Source organism: Sphingobium lactosutens, from assembly GCF_013393185.1.
GTDB lineage: Bacteria > Pseudomonadota > Alphaproteobacteria > Sphingomonadales > Sphingomonadaceae > Sphingobium > Sphingobium lactosutens_A.
Genome location: NZ_QJQX01000042.1, coordinates 82682 through 98971, shown reverse-complemented (window position 1 = coordinate 98971; position 16290 = coordinate 82682). Strand labels below are relative to the sequence as shown.

Here is a 16290-nt window from a genome sequence, read left to right as displayed (position 1 = left end):
GCGCCATAAGACGGTAAAAGGCCGAAGCAATGGTGTTTTGCGTATTATATATTGACTTTAATTCCGCATTATTTCATTCTGACGCTCAGAAAATCAAGATGGGGAGATATTGGATGTCGAAAAGCGACGCACATATGGCGCTTCAACTGCTGATCAGCGCGAGCAGTCTGGCTCTCGCGGGCCAGGCCATGGCTCAAACTGCTGCTGCGTCGCCGGAAGCAGGCCTTGATGAAATCGTCGTCACCGCCCAGAAGCGCACGCAGAATCTTCAAGACGTGCCGATTGCAATCAGCGCCATCGGCGCGGAAAAAATCGAACAACTCGGCATCAAGGATAGTCGTGACCTGAGTGGCCTCGCTCCTAACGTCGTAATAACGCAGGGCACGGTCAGCAACAGCGCAGCCGTCTTCTCCATGCGCGGCATTTCCAATGGCGGCAGCGAGAGTTTCGGGATCGACGCCGCCAACGGTCTATATGTCGATGGCGTCTATATCGCACGCGGCGGGGCTATGGGCCTCAGCGTCATGGATACCGAACGGGTCGAAGTGCTGCGTGGCCCCCAGGGTACATTGTTCGGTCGCAACACTACTGGCGGCGCCATCCATTTCATCTCCCGCGCCCCCTCCTCCCAATTCCGCCTGAAGGCAGAGGCGGGTTATGGCAATTTCAATGCCTGGAATGGCAAGATCAGCATCGATCCGGGTGAGATTGCTGGCATCTCCACCAGTTTCTCCTATAGTCACAGCGAACGCGACGGCGTGATCGACAATATCGAACAGCCCAGCAAGTCCAAAGACCCAGGCGCGCGCAAGTCCGACGCGCTCCGCGCCGCGGCCCGCATCGAATTGGGCGGCACCGGCAGCATTCAGTATATTTTCGACTGGGCGCGGATCAGCGGGACCCCGCTCCCCTTCATCCTGACCAACGTGGCAGATGGCACCTACCGCCCGCCGATCACCATTGACGGTCAGTCAGTCGTGGTCACGCAGCAGGCGCCAGTCGCCCAATATCTGGCCGGTGCAACCTTCGCCAACCCAGAATGCACCGCGCTCGCGGCTCCGGCACGCATCTATCGCCACAAGATATGCAACAATATACTCAGCCATGCGCTCGACAAGAGCTGGGGCCATAATTTGCAGGTCCTGAATGACTTTGGCGACTTCAAGGTCAAGTCAACGACCGGATATCGCTTCTGGAACAGCGACTATGTGACCGACCTGGACGGCATCGGGGCGTTCAGCGGCCCTGCCTTCTCCAATGCCAGCCTGTTCAACGGAATGCCGGTGTCGCTGCTGCAATATATACCTTCTATCCCAGCCGCAGCCCGCCCGTTCATCGCCGCCGCTGCGGTGCCGACGATCAGCCAGGATCTGTTCGACATCGACAACAAGCGGCGCCACAAACAGTTCAGCCAGGAAGTCGAGATTTCGGGCGATACCAGCACGCTCGACTGGGTCGTGGGCGGCTTCTATTTCTGGGAGAAGGGGTCGGAAGACGGCTATCAGAATAGCGGTTTCATCCTCGACACCAACAATATCTTCCTCGCCAATTTCGGCGCGCTCGGTCCGGCGTTCGCCGCCGCCAACCCCGCACGCTATCGCCTGGTGCAGACTCTTGCCCGGCTTGCCTATACGACATCGAGCGAAAGCACGGCGCTCTATGGCCAGGCCACCTTCTATCCCGGCGGACGCGACAGCGGCATCCGGCTGACGGCGGGCGGGCGCTATACCTGGGATGAAAAAAAGATGTTGCGCGTCCAGAATGGCGCAGCACCGCTTGCCGTTCCGGAATCGGGCGATGCCAAGTTCCGTAAATTCACCTGGAGTCTGATGGCCGGTTATGATGCCGCAGACGGCATCAACCTCTATGCACGCGCCGCGACCGGCTACCGCTCGGGCGGCTTCAACTCGCAGGATCCGGCGATTACGGGTACGAACCAGCTTGGCAGCTTTCGCCCGGAAAAGGTAACATCCTATGAAATCGGCCTGAAGAGCGAGCTGTTCGACCGCCGTCTGCGCTTTAATGTCGCCGCCTATCATAATATCTATGATGATCTGGCCGTACTTGGTCCCGTCACCAACGCACCGGTCGGGACTTTCGCCACCCGGATCATCAATGCAGGCAAGGTCAACTATACTGGCATCGAGGTCGAGACGCAGGCGATCATCAACGACAATTTTTCACTCGACGGCAGCCTGGGTTATATCGACATAAAATATAAGGAATTCCTGGCTGGCCAATCGCCCACCGCAGGCGCGCCGCCCGTCAATATCGCATCGGTCGTGACACCGGGATTCACGTCGCCGCTGACAGCCAATGTCGCACTCAACGCGCAATTCCCGCTCAATTGGGGCAACGCAGTCCTGCGCGGCCGCATCGGCTACACCCATGAGGACGGCAAGTATAATTTCTCCAGCTCGGTAGGAGCTCCTTTCAACGAGCAGATCAAAGGGGATGACATCGATCTGGTCGACGTACAGATCGGCATTGACGGCATCCCGCTCGGCGCCGGCGCGGGCGAGGTCCGACTGTGGGTCAAGAACCTGACCAACGCCAAGGATTTCGTGCGCAGTATCGACTATGGCCCACTCGGCTTTGCCGGCGGCTATTATGCCGATCCCCGGACCTACGGGATTACGATCGGTATGAAATTCTAGGATAGATCCGCTACGTCCTTCTCGACATCAGAATGTGCCCCGCCTTCCCAGGATGGCGGGGCAATTTCGTGTCGCCACCCTCTGAATTGCAGACACAAAAAAATGCGCTGCCAGGAGCGCTGCATGCAATGATTCCGGTGGAGCATGGCGCTCCATCATCGGGCCATGATGTACATAGGAAGCAAGGCGGACATGACGGCCCGCCTTGCTTCCTGCCTCAGATGGCGGTCGCGCCGCCGTCTATGACCATCGGATGCCCGGTCACGAAGCTGGCGGCATCGGAACAGAGCCAAACCACCGCCTCGGCAATCTCCTCCGCTTGGCCCATACGGCCCATGGGCGTCATGGAATCGAGTACTTGCCGCATGTCATCATTGGCGACCAGCGGTGCGGTCATGGGCGTGACGATCACGCCCGGGCAGACCGCATTAACCCGGATCCCTGCCTTGGCCCAGCGCAGAGCCCCATGGCGGGTGAGTCCCACCACGCCATGCTTGGTGGCGACATAGGCCGGCTGGCTGGGATTGCCGACAATGCCGTTGATCGATGCGGTATTGACGATGGCGCCTCCACCTTGTTTCAGCATGACTTCGGCTTCCTCGCGCATACACATCATCACACCGCTCAGGTTGATACCGATAGCCCGCTGCCACACCGCGTCGTCATATTCGCTTGCCGCCAGATTGGTGATCCCGGCATTATTGAAGGCGCAGTCGAGACGACCGAACCGTTCAACCGCCGCAGCGACCATCGCCTTCACCTCCATCCCTTCACTGACGTCGCAGTGCTGAAAGGTAGCTTCCCCGCCTTCCGCTTCAATCAGGGCGACGGTTTCACGACCCCCCTCGTCATTCACATCGCTTACCAGTACGGCGGCCCCCGATCGCGCAAAGGCCAGCGCAGCCGCCCGGCCGATCCCGCCCCCCGCGCCCGTGACCAGCGCGACCCTGCCCTGAAGGCGATAGTCGATCATCTCATTCTCCTGTTTTTTGCCAGGTCAGGCGACGTCCGCGGGCATGGGCGGAATTTCGCCCCAGACAGTATAGCGCGATACGCCATCATCGCCGATCTCTTCCGCCAGACAGGATGTGATGCGGCTAGCCGTTTCAGCGATCCACCAACGTCCGTCCCGCTTACGATAGACATCGTCATATTCCACCGCTAGGCGCGTCACCGATCTGGTCGCGAGCAAAATGGTGCGGAAATTGAGCGACCACAGTCCATGTGCTTCATCCGCGCCATTCAGGGTGATTTGCGCATTCGCGGCATGGTGCAGGTCAAAGACGCCGCCCTGACAAGCCATCTCCTCGAACACCCGCACGAAATCGTCGCGATGGGTGAACAGGGGGAAATTCTGATAGGCGATCCGTACTGCGTCTGGAAGGAAGCAGGCGCGCACCTCCTCTACCAGCTTGAGATCGCAGGCGCGCAGATAGCGTCCCTTCAACTGGCGAATGGCGTCCTTGTCTTCCAACGCCACGACTCGCTCTGCGAGCTGTTCCAGACTGAACGACATCCTTTTCTCCTTTGGCAAATGATCGAGGCTTGGTCGGGTATGGAGGCCCATGCCTTTTGCCCCTCACTGGCCCTGTGCTTCCTGCTTGACGATTTCCAGGAACAGAGGGCGTTCGCCACCGCCATGGACTTCAAGCCGGGCGCCGCTGATATAGGCTGCACCCGGCGATGCCAGGAACAGAACGGCTTCCGCAATATCCTGACCACGCCCCATTCGACCAAGCGGCAGAGAGGCGGAGATACGTTGCTGCGCATCATAGCTGCCATAGGTGAATTCGGACTGCTCCGTCTCGATCAGGCCGACAATGATGGCGTTAACGCGAACCTGAGGCCCCCATTCCTGCGCCAAGCTGGTCGTCAGGCTGACCAAACCCGCCTTGGCCGCGCCATAGATCGCCGTATCGGGCGACGGACGGACGGCAGACACGCTTGCGACATTGACGATGGAACCATGGACTGCGCGCAAGTGCGGATAGGCCGCCTGCGAAACATGCAGCGGCGCCAGCAGGTTCAGTTGCAGAATGCGCTCGGAAAAGCGCGGGCTTGCGGTCGCGGCATCGGCCTGCGGAGAACCACCGGCATTGTTGACCACAAGGTCCAGCCGGCCATGGCGCGCAACCACGGCGTCGACCCAGGCTGTGACGGCGGCCGGCTCCCTGATGTCGCAGGCGTCAAACTCGGCCTCCTTCCCGTCGATCGCGATTGCCGCCGCAGGCGGTGTGCGCCCGCAAATGACGACAGTATAGCCGTTCGTCAGCAAATGGCGCGCGATCGCCGCACCGATACCCCGCGTACCGCCCGTAACGATTGCGACCTTCACCTCTGTCACCCGTGCTATCCTCTTTGCCTGCTGCCGGGGCTCCGATGCATTCAACTCCAGCTTGGAACCCATATTATGCATTATTTTTATGGATTTTATACGCATATAGATATTTATTTTGCAATAAATATCATATTTGCGTTTTTAATAAACAATTTCATCTCATTCCCTTGTAAACGGGAGTTGGACGTAAAAAAATGGGCTGCCTTATCCGGCCAACGCTGCTCTGCGACCCGCCCGGCGGCCGAAAAAGGTGCAATCGGCAAGACTTAATCCCGAACTATAGCCATGGCCCCAGGCTGGCAAACCAGACGTGCAGCGCCCCGCCGCGAAAAGGCCGGGAACCGGCACGCCCGCCCGATCGAGCACTTCCCCATCGATCGAAGTGCGCAGCCCCCCCAATGTGAAGAAACTGAAATAGCTGTTCTGGAAATGCAGTTCCAAGGCGATGAACGGACCTTGATCCAGCGGCGTCAAAATTGGCGGTCGCTTGCCGAATAACGGATCGCACCCTTCATGGGCATGCGCATTGTAGAAAGCCATAGTATTGCTGAGCGTACCCATGGGCATTCCCAGTTCCTGCTCCACTTCGGTCCAGCTATCGCCGGTCCCGGCAACGCCGATACCCGCCATATCGAGCGGCTGCGAGAAATGCGCATTATCGAGCAACAGATAGACCCGGTCACCCAATTGATCGATTGCGTGTCGGCTGACCCGGCCATGATAGCAATCCTCATTGATGAAGCGCTGGCCGGACTGATTGACGAACACGCCAAAGGCGTGGGACTGAGGCATCGTCCATGGGCAGGTAGTGAAGAATTGCTCCATATGGATCGCGTCTCCACCCGCACCCATGCCCAGTTCAATGCCCGACCCGTCATCCTGGTCGCCGATTGGGCTGTTAATGCGGAAGGTGTCGGGGCAATAACGACGCCGCATCGCTTCATTCATGACGAAGCCGCCGGTGCACAGGATCACGCCTTTCACCGCTCTTACGAAATGGTCGGCATTATCGATGCGCAGCACCGCACCTATGATCCGATCGCCATCGCGCACCAGCGCCACGGCGCGGGCATCGGAAACGATTTGAACACCCAGATCACGCGCGCGCGCCTCCAGCAAGTCTACAAGCGGACGGCCTCCGCCCCAGCCTATGTGCTGGATCACATGGCCGCGCGGGGCGGGCCGAGCGATCTCGCAAAAGGGATAGGCCGCTTCGCTCCCGGACCAGATCAGAGTTGAATCGTCGATCGGCTCGATATGCTTGCCCGGCAGGAAATTGCCGCGATAGGGTACACCCTGCGCCTTGAGCCAAGCATAATGGTTGAGAGACTCGCGAGCATAGACGTCGCATTTCGCTTCGTCCGCGCAAGGACCACCCGCTTCCTTCAGATATGCGGCCATGTCCTCAGTGGAATCCTCGAACCCCGCGGCGCGCTGCGCATCCGTGCCGCCGCCACCGCCGATATAGATTTCGCCGCCTGACAGCGCCGACGCGCCTCCACTGCCCGATCCGCGTTCGAACATCATGACCTGAGCGCCACCCTGCGCCGCCTCGATTGCCGCACAGGCACCCGCCGCGCCGAAACCGATCACCGCGACGTCTGTCTCGAAATCCCATTGCGCGACTCGATCGGCAGGAAAGGGCCGATGCAATGATATGTCCGTCACGCGAATGTCCTTTTCGATGTTTGCCAGGACTATCGCGTCCCGTCGTCCTGCCTGACTTCGATGCTATCGGCCGACTCTTATCTCTTCTTTCCCTATTGGCGCAGCACTGAAAATGCCGGATTAGCGCAAAGGTCATGACAAAAAGGCTCAACAAGCATCTCTCCCGCCCCGCGCCCGGCCAAGTATCGATCATGATCGCGCGCGATCTTCTGCGGCTGGTCGATCAGTTTGGAGAGGACCCACTGGCACTGCTCCAGGCCGCCGGCCTGACCAGGCACGCGACATTGCTGACCGCACCGGGACAGGATGATCACATGCTTTCCCATGACGACTTTACGCGCCTCTATGCCCATTGCACCTTGCTGCTCGACGAACATGCCGCTCGACAGGAGGGGCGCGATCCGCTGACGAAATCCGGTTTCGACCTGATGTGCCAATGCCTCATCACTTGTCAGACGCTGCGCGACGTGATCGATCGGATGGATCTTTTTGCGATGCTGCTCTCGCCACGGCTTGGACGCCTCATTCTCAAGGTCGATGAGGGCGTCGCGCGGTTGGACATGCCGGTGCAGCGCAAGGTGCGCAATGCCTGTGCCTATCTGTCCGACCTTACCGGCCTGTCGACTTATGCCCGGCTATATGGCTGGCTGATCGGGGAGGAATTGCCGCTGCTGGGAGCAGCCATGCGTTATCCGCCGCTGCTGGACATGCGCACCATCGCTCATCTGATGCCTTGCCCGATCCGCCATGGCGCGACCGAGAATAGTTTCCGCTTCCCGGCCACCTATCTCGACCGGCCGGTGATCCGCAGCCACCATGAACTGGAAAGCCTGCTGGAACATTTTCCATTCGATGTCGAAGAGCCCCAATCGAAGGAGGCCCCGCTTTCGGAGCGCATCGCTCGCCTGCTCGGCGCTATGCTCGCCAGCGGCGAGCCGCCATTGACCGCCGCCGATCTGGCCCGGCGGTTCAGCATCAGTGTGGCGACCCTCAAACGCAGGCTGGCATCGGAAAATACATCGCTTGCCCAGATCAAGGTCTGTGCGAGACAGCAACTGGCAATGCGATTGCTGGCAGATCCGCGCCTGACCGTCAGCGAAGTAGGACGGCGCGCGCAGTTCAGCGACACTGGCGCATTTCGCCGCGCCTTCCACCAGTGGACCGGCCAGTCACCCACGGCATGGCGGGCGGCAAACCGCATCGACGGGGTCAAATAGAGCGATCAGCGATCGGGGGTAACTGCTGCTCTGGCAAGCCGGTGGATCATGGTCCGGAACTCAGCAAGTTGTTCGGGCGCCGCCGGATCATAGGAGCGGGCCGGCCCCAGTTGATGCGCATTGCAGACATACAACAGCGCACCCCCTGCTACGGTGTTCAGGAGCACCATGGCCGACACAGGCTGAAACTGCCCGCTCATGACACCAGCCGTCACGACATCCTCGATATCCTGCAAGGCGGTTTCGGAGAAGCGCACAGGATTGTCGCCATAGGCTGCCGAATCCGCGATGAGCCGCTGGATGATACGCGCGGCGGTGGGACGGCCGACAAGGAAATCGAGCCAAGCGTCGAGTAACGCCAGCAGCCGGGTCATCGGTTCGCTCACCCCTTCCATGCGCTTCATGACGAACTCGTGCATGGACGCGAAAATATCTGCCTCCACCTCATCGTAAAGCGGCTGCTTGCCGGAGAAATAATAGAGAATAGAGGGACGGCGGATACCGACCGCTTCGGCAACATGGTCCAGCCGGGCCGCCGCATAGCCGATGTCGGCAAAAATACGCTCCGCGACATCCAATATCTGGCGACGGGTCGCATCACCTCTGGCCTGGCGTGTCGGCGGTCTAGTTGCACTCATGATCCAGCTCTTATGCGCTGCTCTCCCGCTCATGCAACGGCGATTGCATGATGCCTGATCAAAGATGACATATTGCTTCTTGAAATTCTACTAACTCGTAGGTAGATTTTATGGGCATTTGAGGAAAAGAGCCGTACAGCGGCTGCAAGTGCATGATTTTTGGGGAGGATATATGCCGAATCATCTATTGTCCGGGGCTGCTGCCACCGTGTTGATGGTCGCTACCGCGATACCGGCGCTGGCGCAGGACCGGGCGAGCGACGCCATTGAGGAAATCGTCGTCACCGCCCAGAAGCGCGAGGAATCGCTTCAGGACACGCCGATTTCGATCGCCGCGTTCAGCGCCAGGGATCTGGAGACCAAGGGCATCAATGGCCTTACCGACCTTCGCGCCAATGTGCCCAATCTTCAACTTACGCCATTCCCGAACAATGCAGCTACGACGCAGATCTTCATGCGCGGCGTGGGTCTGGCCGACGACCAGATCACGCAGGATGGCGGCGTCGCGGTCTATATGGATGGTGTGTATGTCGCCCGCAGCCAGGGGCTGGCGATGGAAGTCGCCGATCTCGACCGGATCGAGGTTCTGCGTGGGCCACAGGGCACGCTTTACGGCCGCAATGCGACCGGCGGCGCGATCAATTTCATCACCCGCAAACCCGATCTTGGCGATTTCGGCTTCAAGGGGCAGGTGACGCTGGGCAATTACGATAATCGCCGCTTCAAGGCGGCGGTCAATGTCCCGATCGGCCAGACCATCGCGGCGCGGCTATCCTATGTGAACCAGCAGCAGGACGGGTTCATTCGCAACGCGGGTACCGGCATCAAGCGTTGGGGCGACGAAGACCGGCAGGCGATGCGCGCCGATGTGCTGTGGCAGCCTTCGGATGGGCTGAGCCTGCGTTACAGCTATGACCGCACGGACATCGACGATACGCCCACCTATGTCGCCTTCTCTCCGCTCCACCCGCTGGTCATCGACCGGCCGAAAGCGGGTAGCCCGCTGGTGCGCGATGTCCTTCCCAATGACATCACCGCGCAAGGGCACAGCCTTACCGCCGAATGGCAAGCCAGCGATGCGTTTACCGTCCGGTCGATCACCGGCTATCGCAAGCTCGATAATTTCCAGAATCAGGATTACTTAACCGGCGCCATCGGACCGTTCCCTCTGCAAAAGAACAGCAGCCATGCGAAGCAGGACCAGTGGAGCGAGGAGTTGCAACTGGTCGGCGACGGGCTGGACGGCCGACTGCAATATGTCGCGGGCTTCTATTATTTCTCCGAAAGCGGCGACAATGTCAGCAACAGCTATAGCCCGCCGACGCTGACGCGGAGCTTCACCACAGCGACGATTGACAACCGATCCTACGCCCTGTTCGGTCAGGCGACCTTCACGCCAGAAGCGCTCGACCGTCGGCTGCATGTCACGATCGGCCTGCGGCAGAGCTGGGACAAGCGCGAAGCGACACTCGCTCGCCAGACCCAAGTCAACAACGGCCCGATCGTCACGGTTCCCGGTCTGGGTGATGGAAGCCGCAATTTCACCGACTTCAGCCCGAGTTTCATCATCGCCTTCGACGCATCGGATGACGTCAATCTCTACGCCAAGGCAGTGAAGGGCTATAAAAGCGGTGGCTATAATGTTCGCGCGAGTTCCATCGCCCGATTCGACGAAGGCTTCGGCCCGGAAACGCTCTGGTCCTATGAAGCGGGCATCAAGAGCCAATGGCTCGACAATCGCCTGCGCTTTAATGCCGCAGGCTTCATTTCCAAATATTCGGACATTCAGGTCAATGTCCAGTCGGACCCGACCAACATCCGCCTGACCGACGTGCTCAACGCAGGCAAGGCCACGGTCAAGGGACTGGAAATGGACCTGACGATGGCCCCCACTCGTGATCTTCGGCTATCGATCAATTATGGCTATCTGCTTGCGCGCTATGATGAGATCATCGACGCGACCGGCGCGAATATCGCCGGCAATTACCGTTTCACCAACGCGCCCCGGCACACGATCGCGCTGGACCTCAACTACGACCTGCCGCGCCTGCCGGTCGGTCGGCTGAGCGCCAATTTCAACTATACTGCCCAGAGCGACAAATATACCAATGCGACCATCAGTGGCGGCAAATATATCATCGGCGACTATGGCCTGCTGAACGCGCGCCTGACGCTGGCGGACATTCCCGGCATCAAGGGCGTGCGTGCCAGCCTGTGGGGTCGCAACCTGACCGACAAGAATTATTATGTCATGCAATTCAATGTCGGCCGGCCGGGCGCCCTGTTCGGGGAACCGCGCACCTATGGCATCGACCTGAGCGTCGAATTCTGACGCATCGAGGCCAATCAGTTTCCCTCCCTCCTTCTTCCGATCGAAAGGATGTGCCGATGACCCTTACCCCCACTCTCGCCTCCCCTGCCTCTCCGGTCATCATCACCGGCGGCGCGTCGGGCATCGGCCTCGCTTCGGCCGAAGCGCTGGCCGCGGTCGGGCGCCCCGTAGCGCTGTGGGACATTGACGGCGCCAAGGCGTCAGCGGCCGCGCAGGCCATTGCCGCCGCGCACGGTACGGCCGCAACCGGGATCGCCATCGACCTGCGCGATCTCGGTGCGATCGAGCCGGCGGTGGCGGCGACGCGACAGGCGATCGGCGCGCCGGGCGGGCTGGTCCATGCCGCGGGCGTCGTCGACACCGCCTCGCTCGATGGTATGACGGCGGAAAGCTGGGACAGCGGGATCGCCATCCATCTGCGCGCGCTGGCCTTCATCACCCAAGCCATCCATGCTGATCTTGCCACCCAGCCGGGCGCGGCGATCGTCGCGATCGCCTCGATCAACGCGACGCTCGGCAATGCGGTCAACCCGATCTACAGCGCCGCCAAGGGAGGCATCCTGTCGCTGGTCCGGTCGCTCGCCGACCGGCTGGCCACGGACGGCATCCGCATCAACACAGTGTCACCCGGCCAGATCTTGACGCCGATGCTCCGCCCCAGCGTCGATGCCCTGCCCGACGGCTATTTCGAGCGGCGCATCCTGCTCGGCCGCCTCGGCGACCCACAGGAAGTCGCGCGGGTGGTGCGCTTCCTGCTGTCCGACGAGGCCAGCTATGTCACCGCGGCGCAGATCGTCGTCGATGGCGGCAATATCTCGTCGCAGCGCAGCTGAGGCAATGATGGACAGCCCCCCGTTCGATCGTCGCCAGTTCCTGTCGGGCACCCTGTTGACCACATTTGCCGGGCTGGCCGGATGCACAGTGCCCAGTCTGCGGGACGGATCAGCAGCGAGGAGCATTCCATTCAGGGTGGCTACGGCCCGCCGGATCGACGACGCGGGCAACATGCGCATCTCCTGGCAGGCGCAAGGGGCACGACGCATCACGATCTACGCCAGCGAAGGCCCAGAACCTGTGATTACGGGCCGGACTGTCGGTTCGGGAGGCGCAACCGGCAGCATTCTGGCGGAGGGCCTTGCCCCAGACCGGCGCCATTATTTCACACTGGTCCCGGATCATGGCGGTCCACTGACAATCGCCGATCGGGCGCTGCATCTGCCCAGCATTCCCAATCTGCGCGACATTGGCGGATATCGGACGACCGACGGCCGTTGGGTGAAGATGGGGCTGCTCTATCGATCCGATCAACTCGACCGCATCGATGACCAGGACATGGCCGCGATCGAACGGCTGGGTCTGAAGCTGGTCGTCGATCTGCGCACCCTGAGCGAACGCAGCCGCGAACCCGATCGCCTGCCGCGGGGAAGCCGGCCGCTGATCCTGGACGTCGCCGCCGACAGCCAAGGATCGCTGGGCGGCGACATGCGCAAGGCGATGACCGCTATCGCAGCGGGCAAGGGGGCCGAACTGCTGATGGAGGCCAATCGCGATTTCGTTTCGCTCGGCAGTGCACGCCGCGCCTATGCCGGGTTACTCAACCAATTGGCCGAAGCGCAGCCCCAAGCCCTGCTATATCACTGTACTGCCGGCAAGGATCGCACCGGATGGGCGACGGCCGTCATCTTGACACTTCTGGGCGTCCCGCGTGAGACGGTGATGGCGGACTATCTGGCGAGCAATGCGTTTCTTGAGAAAAAGAACGAGGCTACGATCAAAGCGCTATCGCAATCGACCAGCCCGATCGCCCCCGCGTCGCTGACGCCGGTTCTCACGGTGCGTCCCGAATATCTGGAATCTGCCTTTGACGAGGTTGATCGGCGCTATGGCAGCTTCGACGCCTATCTCCATATTGGTCTAGGCCTGCAGCCGGAGGACCGGAAAGCGCTGCGCGACCGCTTCCTGACGGGCGCGTCCAACGAAAGAGATAGCGCCTAGTCCAAATGGACCATGCAGTGCCGGGCCTCCCCTCTACCGTGCACCCAACGGCACAATGCCGACGCGAGGAGGGATCATGAACGGCATCGATTTCACGGGGCGAACCGTCCTGATAACGGGCGGCGGCGCAGGTATCGGGCTGGCCTGCGCACGCGCCTTTATCGCTGCGGGCGCGCAAGTCATCATTGCGGAAACCGACGAGACCCGCTGCGCCAAATTCGCCGCAACTTATCCGCAGGCGGTGGCGATCCGCTGCGACGTGACCCGCGGAGCGGACGTGGAGGCGCTGGCCGACGCGGTTCGCAAACTAGACAACAAACTGGACATACTGGTCAATAATGTCGGTCATTTCCTTCACAGCAAGGCCTTCGAAACACTGACCGATGGGGAAGTCGACGATATATTGGACATCAACTTCCGCCAAGTCGTGCGTGTCACCCGCGCCATGCTGCCACTGTTGCGCGCAGCGGCGCCCGGCTCCAGCATCGTCAACATCACATCGATCGAAGCCTTTCGCGGCATACCCCATTGCGCCATCTATGGTGCGGGCAAGGCGGCCGTCACGGGCCTTACCCAGTGCCTGGCGCTGGAACTGGCGCCTGCGGGTATCCGCGTGAACGCCATCGCGCCGGAAACCACCGACACGCCGCAGGTACCGCTGGATTATATGATCCCGCCGCAAAATCGCGCGCATATGGACAAGTGGATCCCGCTCGGCCGTTTCGGCATGCCGGAAGATAGCGCCGGTGCCGCCCTCTATCTGGCCAGCCCGCTGGCCGCATGGGTTACTGGCACAACCATCCATGTCGATGGCGGCGCACTGGCGGCCGCAGGCTGGATGCGAGCGCCCGATGGCCAGTGGACCGTCGTGCCGATGATCAGCGGCAATGGCATCGAGCTGGGCGCATAACTCGTCCAATAGCGCATTAATTTGCGCATAAGATACGCATATTACCTATATTTAATGATTTATATTCATAATATGCGTAGATTTTTCCTACATCTCATCCAAATGGATGATGAATGTCATTTGCCTCTCAATAGGATGCCCGAAACAACCGGCAACAGGCCGTAGGAGAGGTCATGAAATTCTCGATCATCTACGAAGCGCAGATGGCCGATCCATCGCCAGCGTCCGAAGTACGATGCTTTCAGGAAATCGTCGAGCAGGTCGTGCTGGCCGAGGAAGTCGGCTTCGACAATGTCTGGTGCGTCGAACATACCGCGCTGACCCAATATGCCCATATGTCGGCGCCCGAAACCATGCTCGCCTACCTGGCGGGCCGGACGCGCCGCATCGGCATCGGCCATGGCGTCGTCTGCCTGCCGCCCGCGATGAACCATCCGGTCAAGGTAGCCGAGCGCATCGCCACGCTGGACATATTGTCGGGCGGCCGGGTCCATTTCGGCATGGGCAAGGGCGGTACGCAGCAGGAAGCAGGCACGTTCGGCTATGATCTGGCCGAACTGCAACCGATGATCGATGAGTCCATGTATCTGATCCCCAGGATCATGACGCAGGAAGAGATCGAGCATGACGGGCAATATATCAAGATCCCGCGCCGCCCGATCCATCCCAAGCCGCTGCAAAATCCGCATCCCCCGCTCTATTACGCCTGCACCCGCGAGGCGACGCTGGAACTGGCCGGCAAGCGCGGCATAGGCGCGCTGGTGCTGGGCTTTTCAGGGCCAGAGGAAATCGCGCGCAAGAACGCCATCTATCGCGAAAATTTCCGCAGCAGGAAGATCGAGGATCAGGTTGGCCTGGCGCCGACCGAACATCTCGCCGCCTTCTGTGCCGCCTGCGTGTTGGACGATCGCGAGGAAGCGCGTCGCATCGGGCTGCGCGGCCAGCGCTTCTTCGCCGAAGCCATCGCCCACTGGTATCAGGGCGGACCGAAGCCCAGCACTGACGACCTGTCTGCCGAGGAGCAGGAAGCGGCGCTGAGCCAAGGCAAGGAGGCGGTCGTCGCCTATCTGTCTGAAGAGCATATCCCTGTCGGCGACGAGCATGTCAGCAACTATGCCGTGGCGCAGGATGCCTATGGCGACGCCGACGACTGCATCCGCTATGTAACGCGGTTGCAGGAGGCCGGCGCCGACGAAGTGCTGTTCCTGTTCCAGATGGGCACTGTGCCGCACGCGGCGATCATGGAGACGATCCGCAATATCGGCGCCAAGGTCATTCCGCATTTCCAGTCTCGACTGGTGCAGGCGGCCGCGGAATGAGCGCGCCTACCTTCAACGACAAGGTGGCAATCGTCACCGGAGGCGGATCGGGGATCGGCCGGGCGGCCTGTCAACGTCTGGGGATTGAAGGCGCGCGTGTCGTGGTGGCCGATATCGACCTGCCCGGCGCCGAGCGGACGGTCGAATTGATTGCCGCACGGGGCGGTCAGGCGGTTGCCGTCCGCGTAGACATTGCAAACGAGGCAGACAATCAGACGATGTTCGACCTGGCCGAGCGCCGGTTCGGCGGCATCGACGCGGTGTTTCTGAATGCCGGCATGATCCAGCCCTATGGGCCGCTGGAGACGCTGGAGACCGACGTCTTCGACCGGATCATCGCCGTCAATCTGCGCGGCACCTATCTGGGGGTGCAGCAGGCGCGGGCGCGGTTGCGGCCCGGTGGAAGCTGCGTCGTCACCGCGTCGCTGTCCGGTGTCATCGGCTTTGCCGAGGCGCCTGCCTATTCCGTGTCGAAACATGGCCTGGTCGGACTGGTGCGGTCGTCGGCCGCAGCCTTTGCGGCGCGGGGCGCGCGCATCAATGCGCTCTGTCCCGGCATGGTGCTGACCGGCATGACCGGCAATGGGGGGCTGGAAGCGATCGAGGAGCCGGACGCCATCGGTGATCCCACCTATCGCGGCGCACTGACGGCCCAGCAGATTGCGGAAGTCGCCCTGTTCCTGCTCGGCCGCCGATCGGCCGGGATCAACGGGCAGGCGCAGAATGTCGATGCCGCGCTGCTGTCCGCCTTTCCGCCGCTCGCGGAGATGCTGTGATGACCGACCTGGTGCAACAGATGATCGACCGGAGCCTCTTGCGGCAGACGGCGGAGCTTTACGCCGCCGGCGCCGACCGCAGAGACAAGCAGCTCTGGCGTCCGCTTCTGGCGGAGGATTGCGTGATCGAAGGGCCGGGCTTTGCCAGCGAAGGACGGGAAAACTGCCTGCTCTCGCTCGACGCCTTGGGCCAGATGTTCCGCGGCACTGTGCACCGCATCCATCAACAGGTCGTGGCGATCGATGGCGATCGGGCGACGGGCGAAACCCATTGTACGGCCGACCATCTGCTGCGGGACCGGGACGCCATTCTCATATGGACAATCCGCTATCAGGATATGTGGCGAAGGGACGCGGGCATGTGGCGCTTTACCCGTCGTCGGCTGATCGTCGACTGGACGGAAACGCGCTCCGTGACGGTCGGGATCGGCGCATGAAAG

At 61.0% G+C, this 16290-nt stretch carries 14 protein-coding genes; 9 read left to right on the top strand and 5 right to left on the bottom strand.

Annotated elements, in window-relative coordinates:
* The first annotated feature begins 113 nt into the window (after positions 1-113).
* Positions 114-2657 carry a TonB-dependent receptor gene (locus DM806_RS10695; RefSeq protein ID WP_179043215.1) on the top strand — a complete coding sequence of 848 codons (2544 nt, stop codon included), beginning with the start codon at positions 114-116 and terminating at the stop codon, positions 2655-2657.
* 217 nt (positions 2658-2874) lie between these two features.
* Here DM806_RS10695 and DM806_RS10690 read toward each other — a convergent pair whose 3' ends face one another.
* The 4 genes from DM806_RS10690 to DM806_RS10675 all read right to left on the bottom strand — a co-directional run bounded on the left by DM806_RS10690 (position 2875) and on the right by DM806_RS10675 (position 6663).
* Positions 2875-3630, bottom strand: a complete 756-nt coding sequence (locus tag DM806_RS10690) for a glucose 1-dehydrogenase (protein ID WP_179043214.1) — start codon at positions 3628-3630, stop codon at positions 2875-2877.
* 24 nt (positions 3631-3654) lie between these two features.
* Positions 3655-4173 carry a nuclear transport factor 2 family protein gene (locus DM806_RS10685; RefSeq protein WP_179043213.1) on the bottom strand — a complete coding sequence of 173 codons (519 nt, stop codon included), beginning with the start codon at positions 4171-4173 and terminating at the stop codon, positions 3655-3657.
* A 63-nt stretch (positions 4174-4236) separates the two neighbouring features.
* Entirely contained in the window at positions 4237-5001 is a 765-nt protein-coding gene (locus DM806_RS10680; protein WP_372859481.1) for an SDR family oxidoreductase, read from the bottom strand.
* A gap of 198 nt (positions 5002-5199) precedes the next feature.
* Positions 5200-6663, bottom strand: coding sequence for an FAD-dependent oxidoreductase (locus DM806_RS10675; protein WP_179043211.1), 1464 nt, complete (start codon positions 6661-6663; stop codon positions 5200-5202).
* A 134-nt stretch (positions 6664-6797) separates the two neighbouring features.
* Between DM806_RS10675 and DM806_RS10670 the strand changes: the two genes are divergently transcribed.
* Positions 6798-7880 carry a helix-turn-helix transcriptional regulator gene (locus tag DM806_RS10670; protein ID WP_179043210.1) on the top strand — a complete coding sequence of 361 codons (1083 nt, stop codon included), beginning with the start codon at positions 6798-6800 and terminating at the stop codon, positions 7878-7880.
* Between the two features lie 5 nt (positions 7881-7885).
* On the opposite strand, the gene DM806_RS10665 is transcribed toward DM806_RS10670, so the two are convergent.
* Entirely contained in the window at positions 7886-8518 is a 633-nt protein-coding gene (locus DM806_RS10665; RefSeq protein WP_179043209.1) for a TetR/AcrR family transcriptional regulator, read from the bottom strand.
* A gap of 172 nt (positions 8519-8690) precedes the next feature.
* Here DM806_RS10665 and DM806_RS10660 point away from each other — a divergent pair, with 172 nt between their 5' ends.
* The 7 genes from DM806_RS10660 to DM806_RS10630 all read left to right on the top strand — a co-directional run bounded on the left by DM806_RS10660 (position 8691) and on the right by DM806_RS10630 (position 16287).
* Positions 8691-10850, top strand: coding sequence for a TonB-dependent receptor (locus DM806_RS10660; protein ID WP_179043208.1), 2160 nt, complete (start codon positions 8691-8693; stop codon positions 10848-10850).
* Between the two features lie 56 nt (positions 10851-10906).
* Positions 10907-11683, top strand: a complete 777-nt coding sequence (locus tag DM806_RS10655; RefSeq protein ID WP_179043207.1) for an SDR family NAD(P)-dependent oxidoreductase — start codon at positions 10907-10909, stop codon at positions 11681-11683.
* 4 nt (positions 11684-11687) lie between these two features.
* Positions 11688-12845: a tyrosine-protein phosphatase gene (locus DM806_RS10650; RefSeq protein ID WP_179043206.1), complete on the top strand. Its 1158-nt coding sequence runs from the start codon at positions 11688-11690 to the stop codon at positions 12843-12845.
* 76 nt (positions 12846-12921) lie between these two features.
* On the top strand, positions 12922-13755 hold the full coding sequence (locus DM806_RS10645) for an SDR family NAD(P)-dependent oxidoreductase (protein WP_179043205.1): 834 nt from the start codon (positions 12922-12924) through the stop codon (positions 13753-13755).
* Positions 13756-13928: 173 nt separating this feature from the next.
* The gene (locus DM806_RS10640; RefSeq protein WP_179043204.1) at positions 13929-15074 is read left to right on the top strand and encodes an LLM class flavin-dependent oxidoreductase; all 1146 of its coding nucleotides are present in this window, start codon (positions 13929-13931) and stop codon (positions 15072-15074) included.
* Positions 15071-15850, top strand: coding sequence for an SDR family NAD(P)-dependent oxidoreductase (locus tag DM806_RS10635; protein WP_179043203.1), 780 nt, complete (start codon positions 15071-15073; stop codon positions 15848-15850). The genes DM806_RS10640 and DM806_RS10635 overlap by 4 nt, the downstream gene beginning before the upstream one ends.
* A complete protein-coding gene (locus DM806_RS10630; RefSeq protein WP_256869230.1) occupies positions 15850-16287 on the top strand; it encodes a nuclear transport factor 2 family protein in 438 nt (145 codons plus the stop codon). Before DM806_RS10635 ends, DM806_RS10630 begins: the two co-directional genes overlap by 1 nt.
* Positions 16288-16290: the final 3 nt, after the last annotated feature.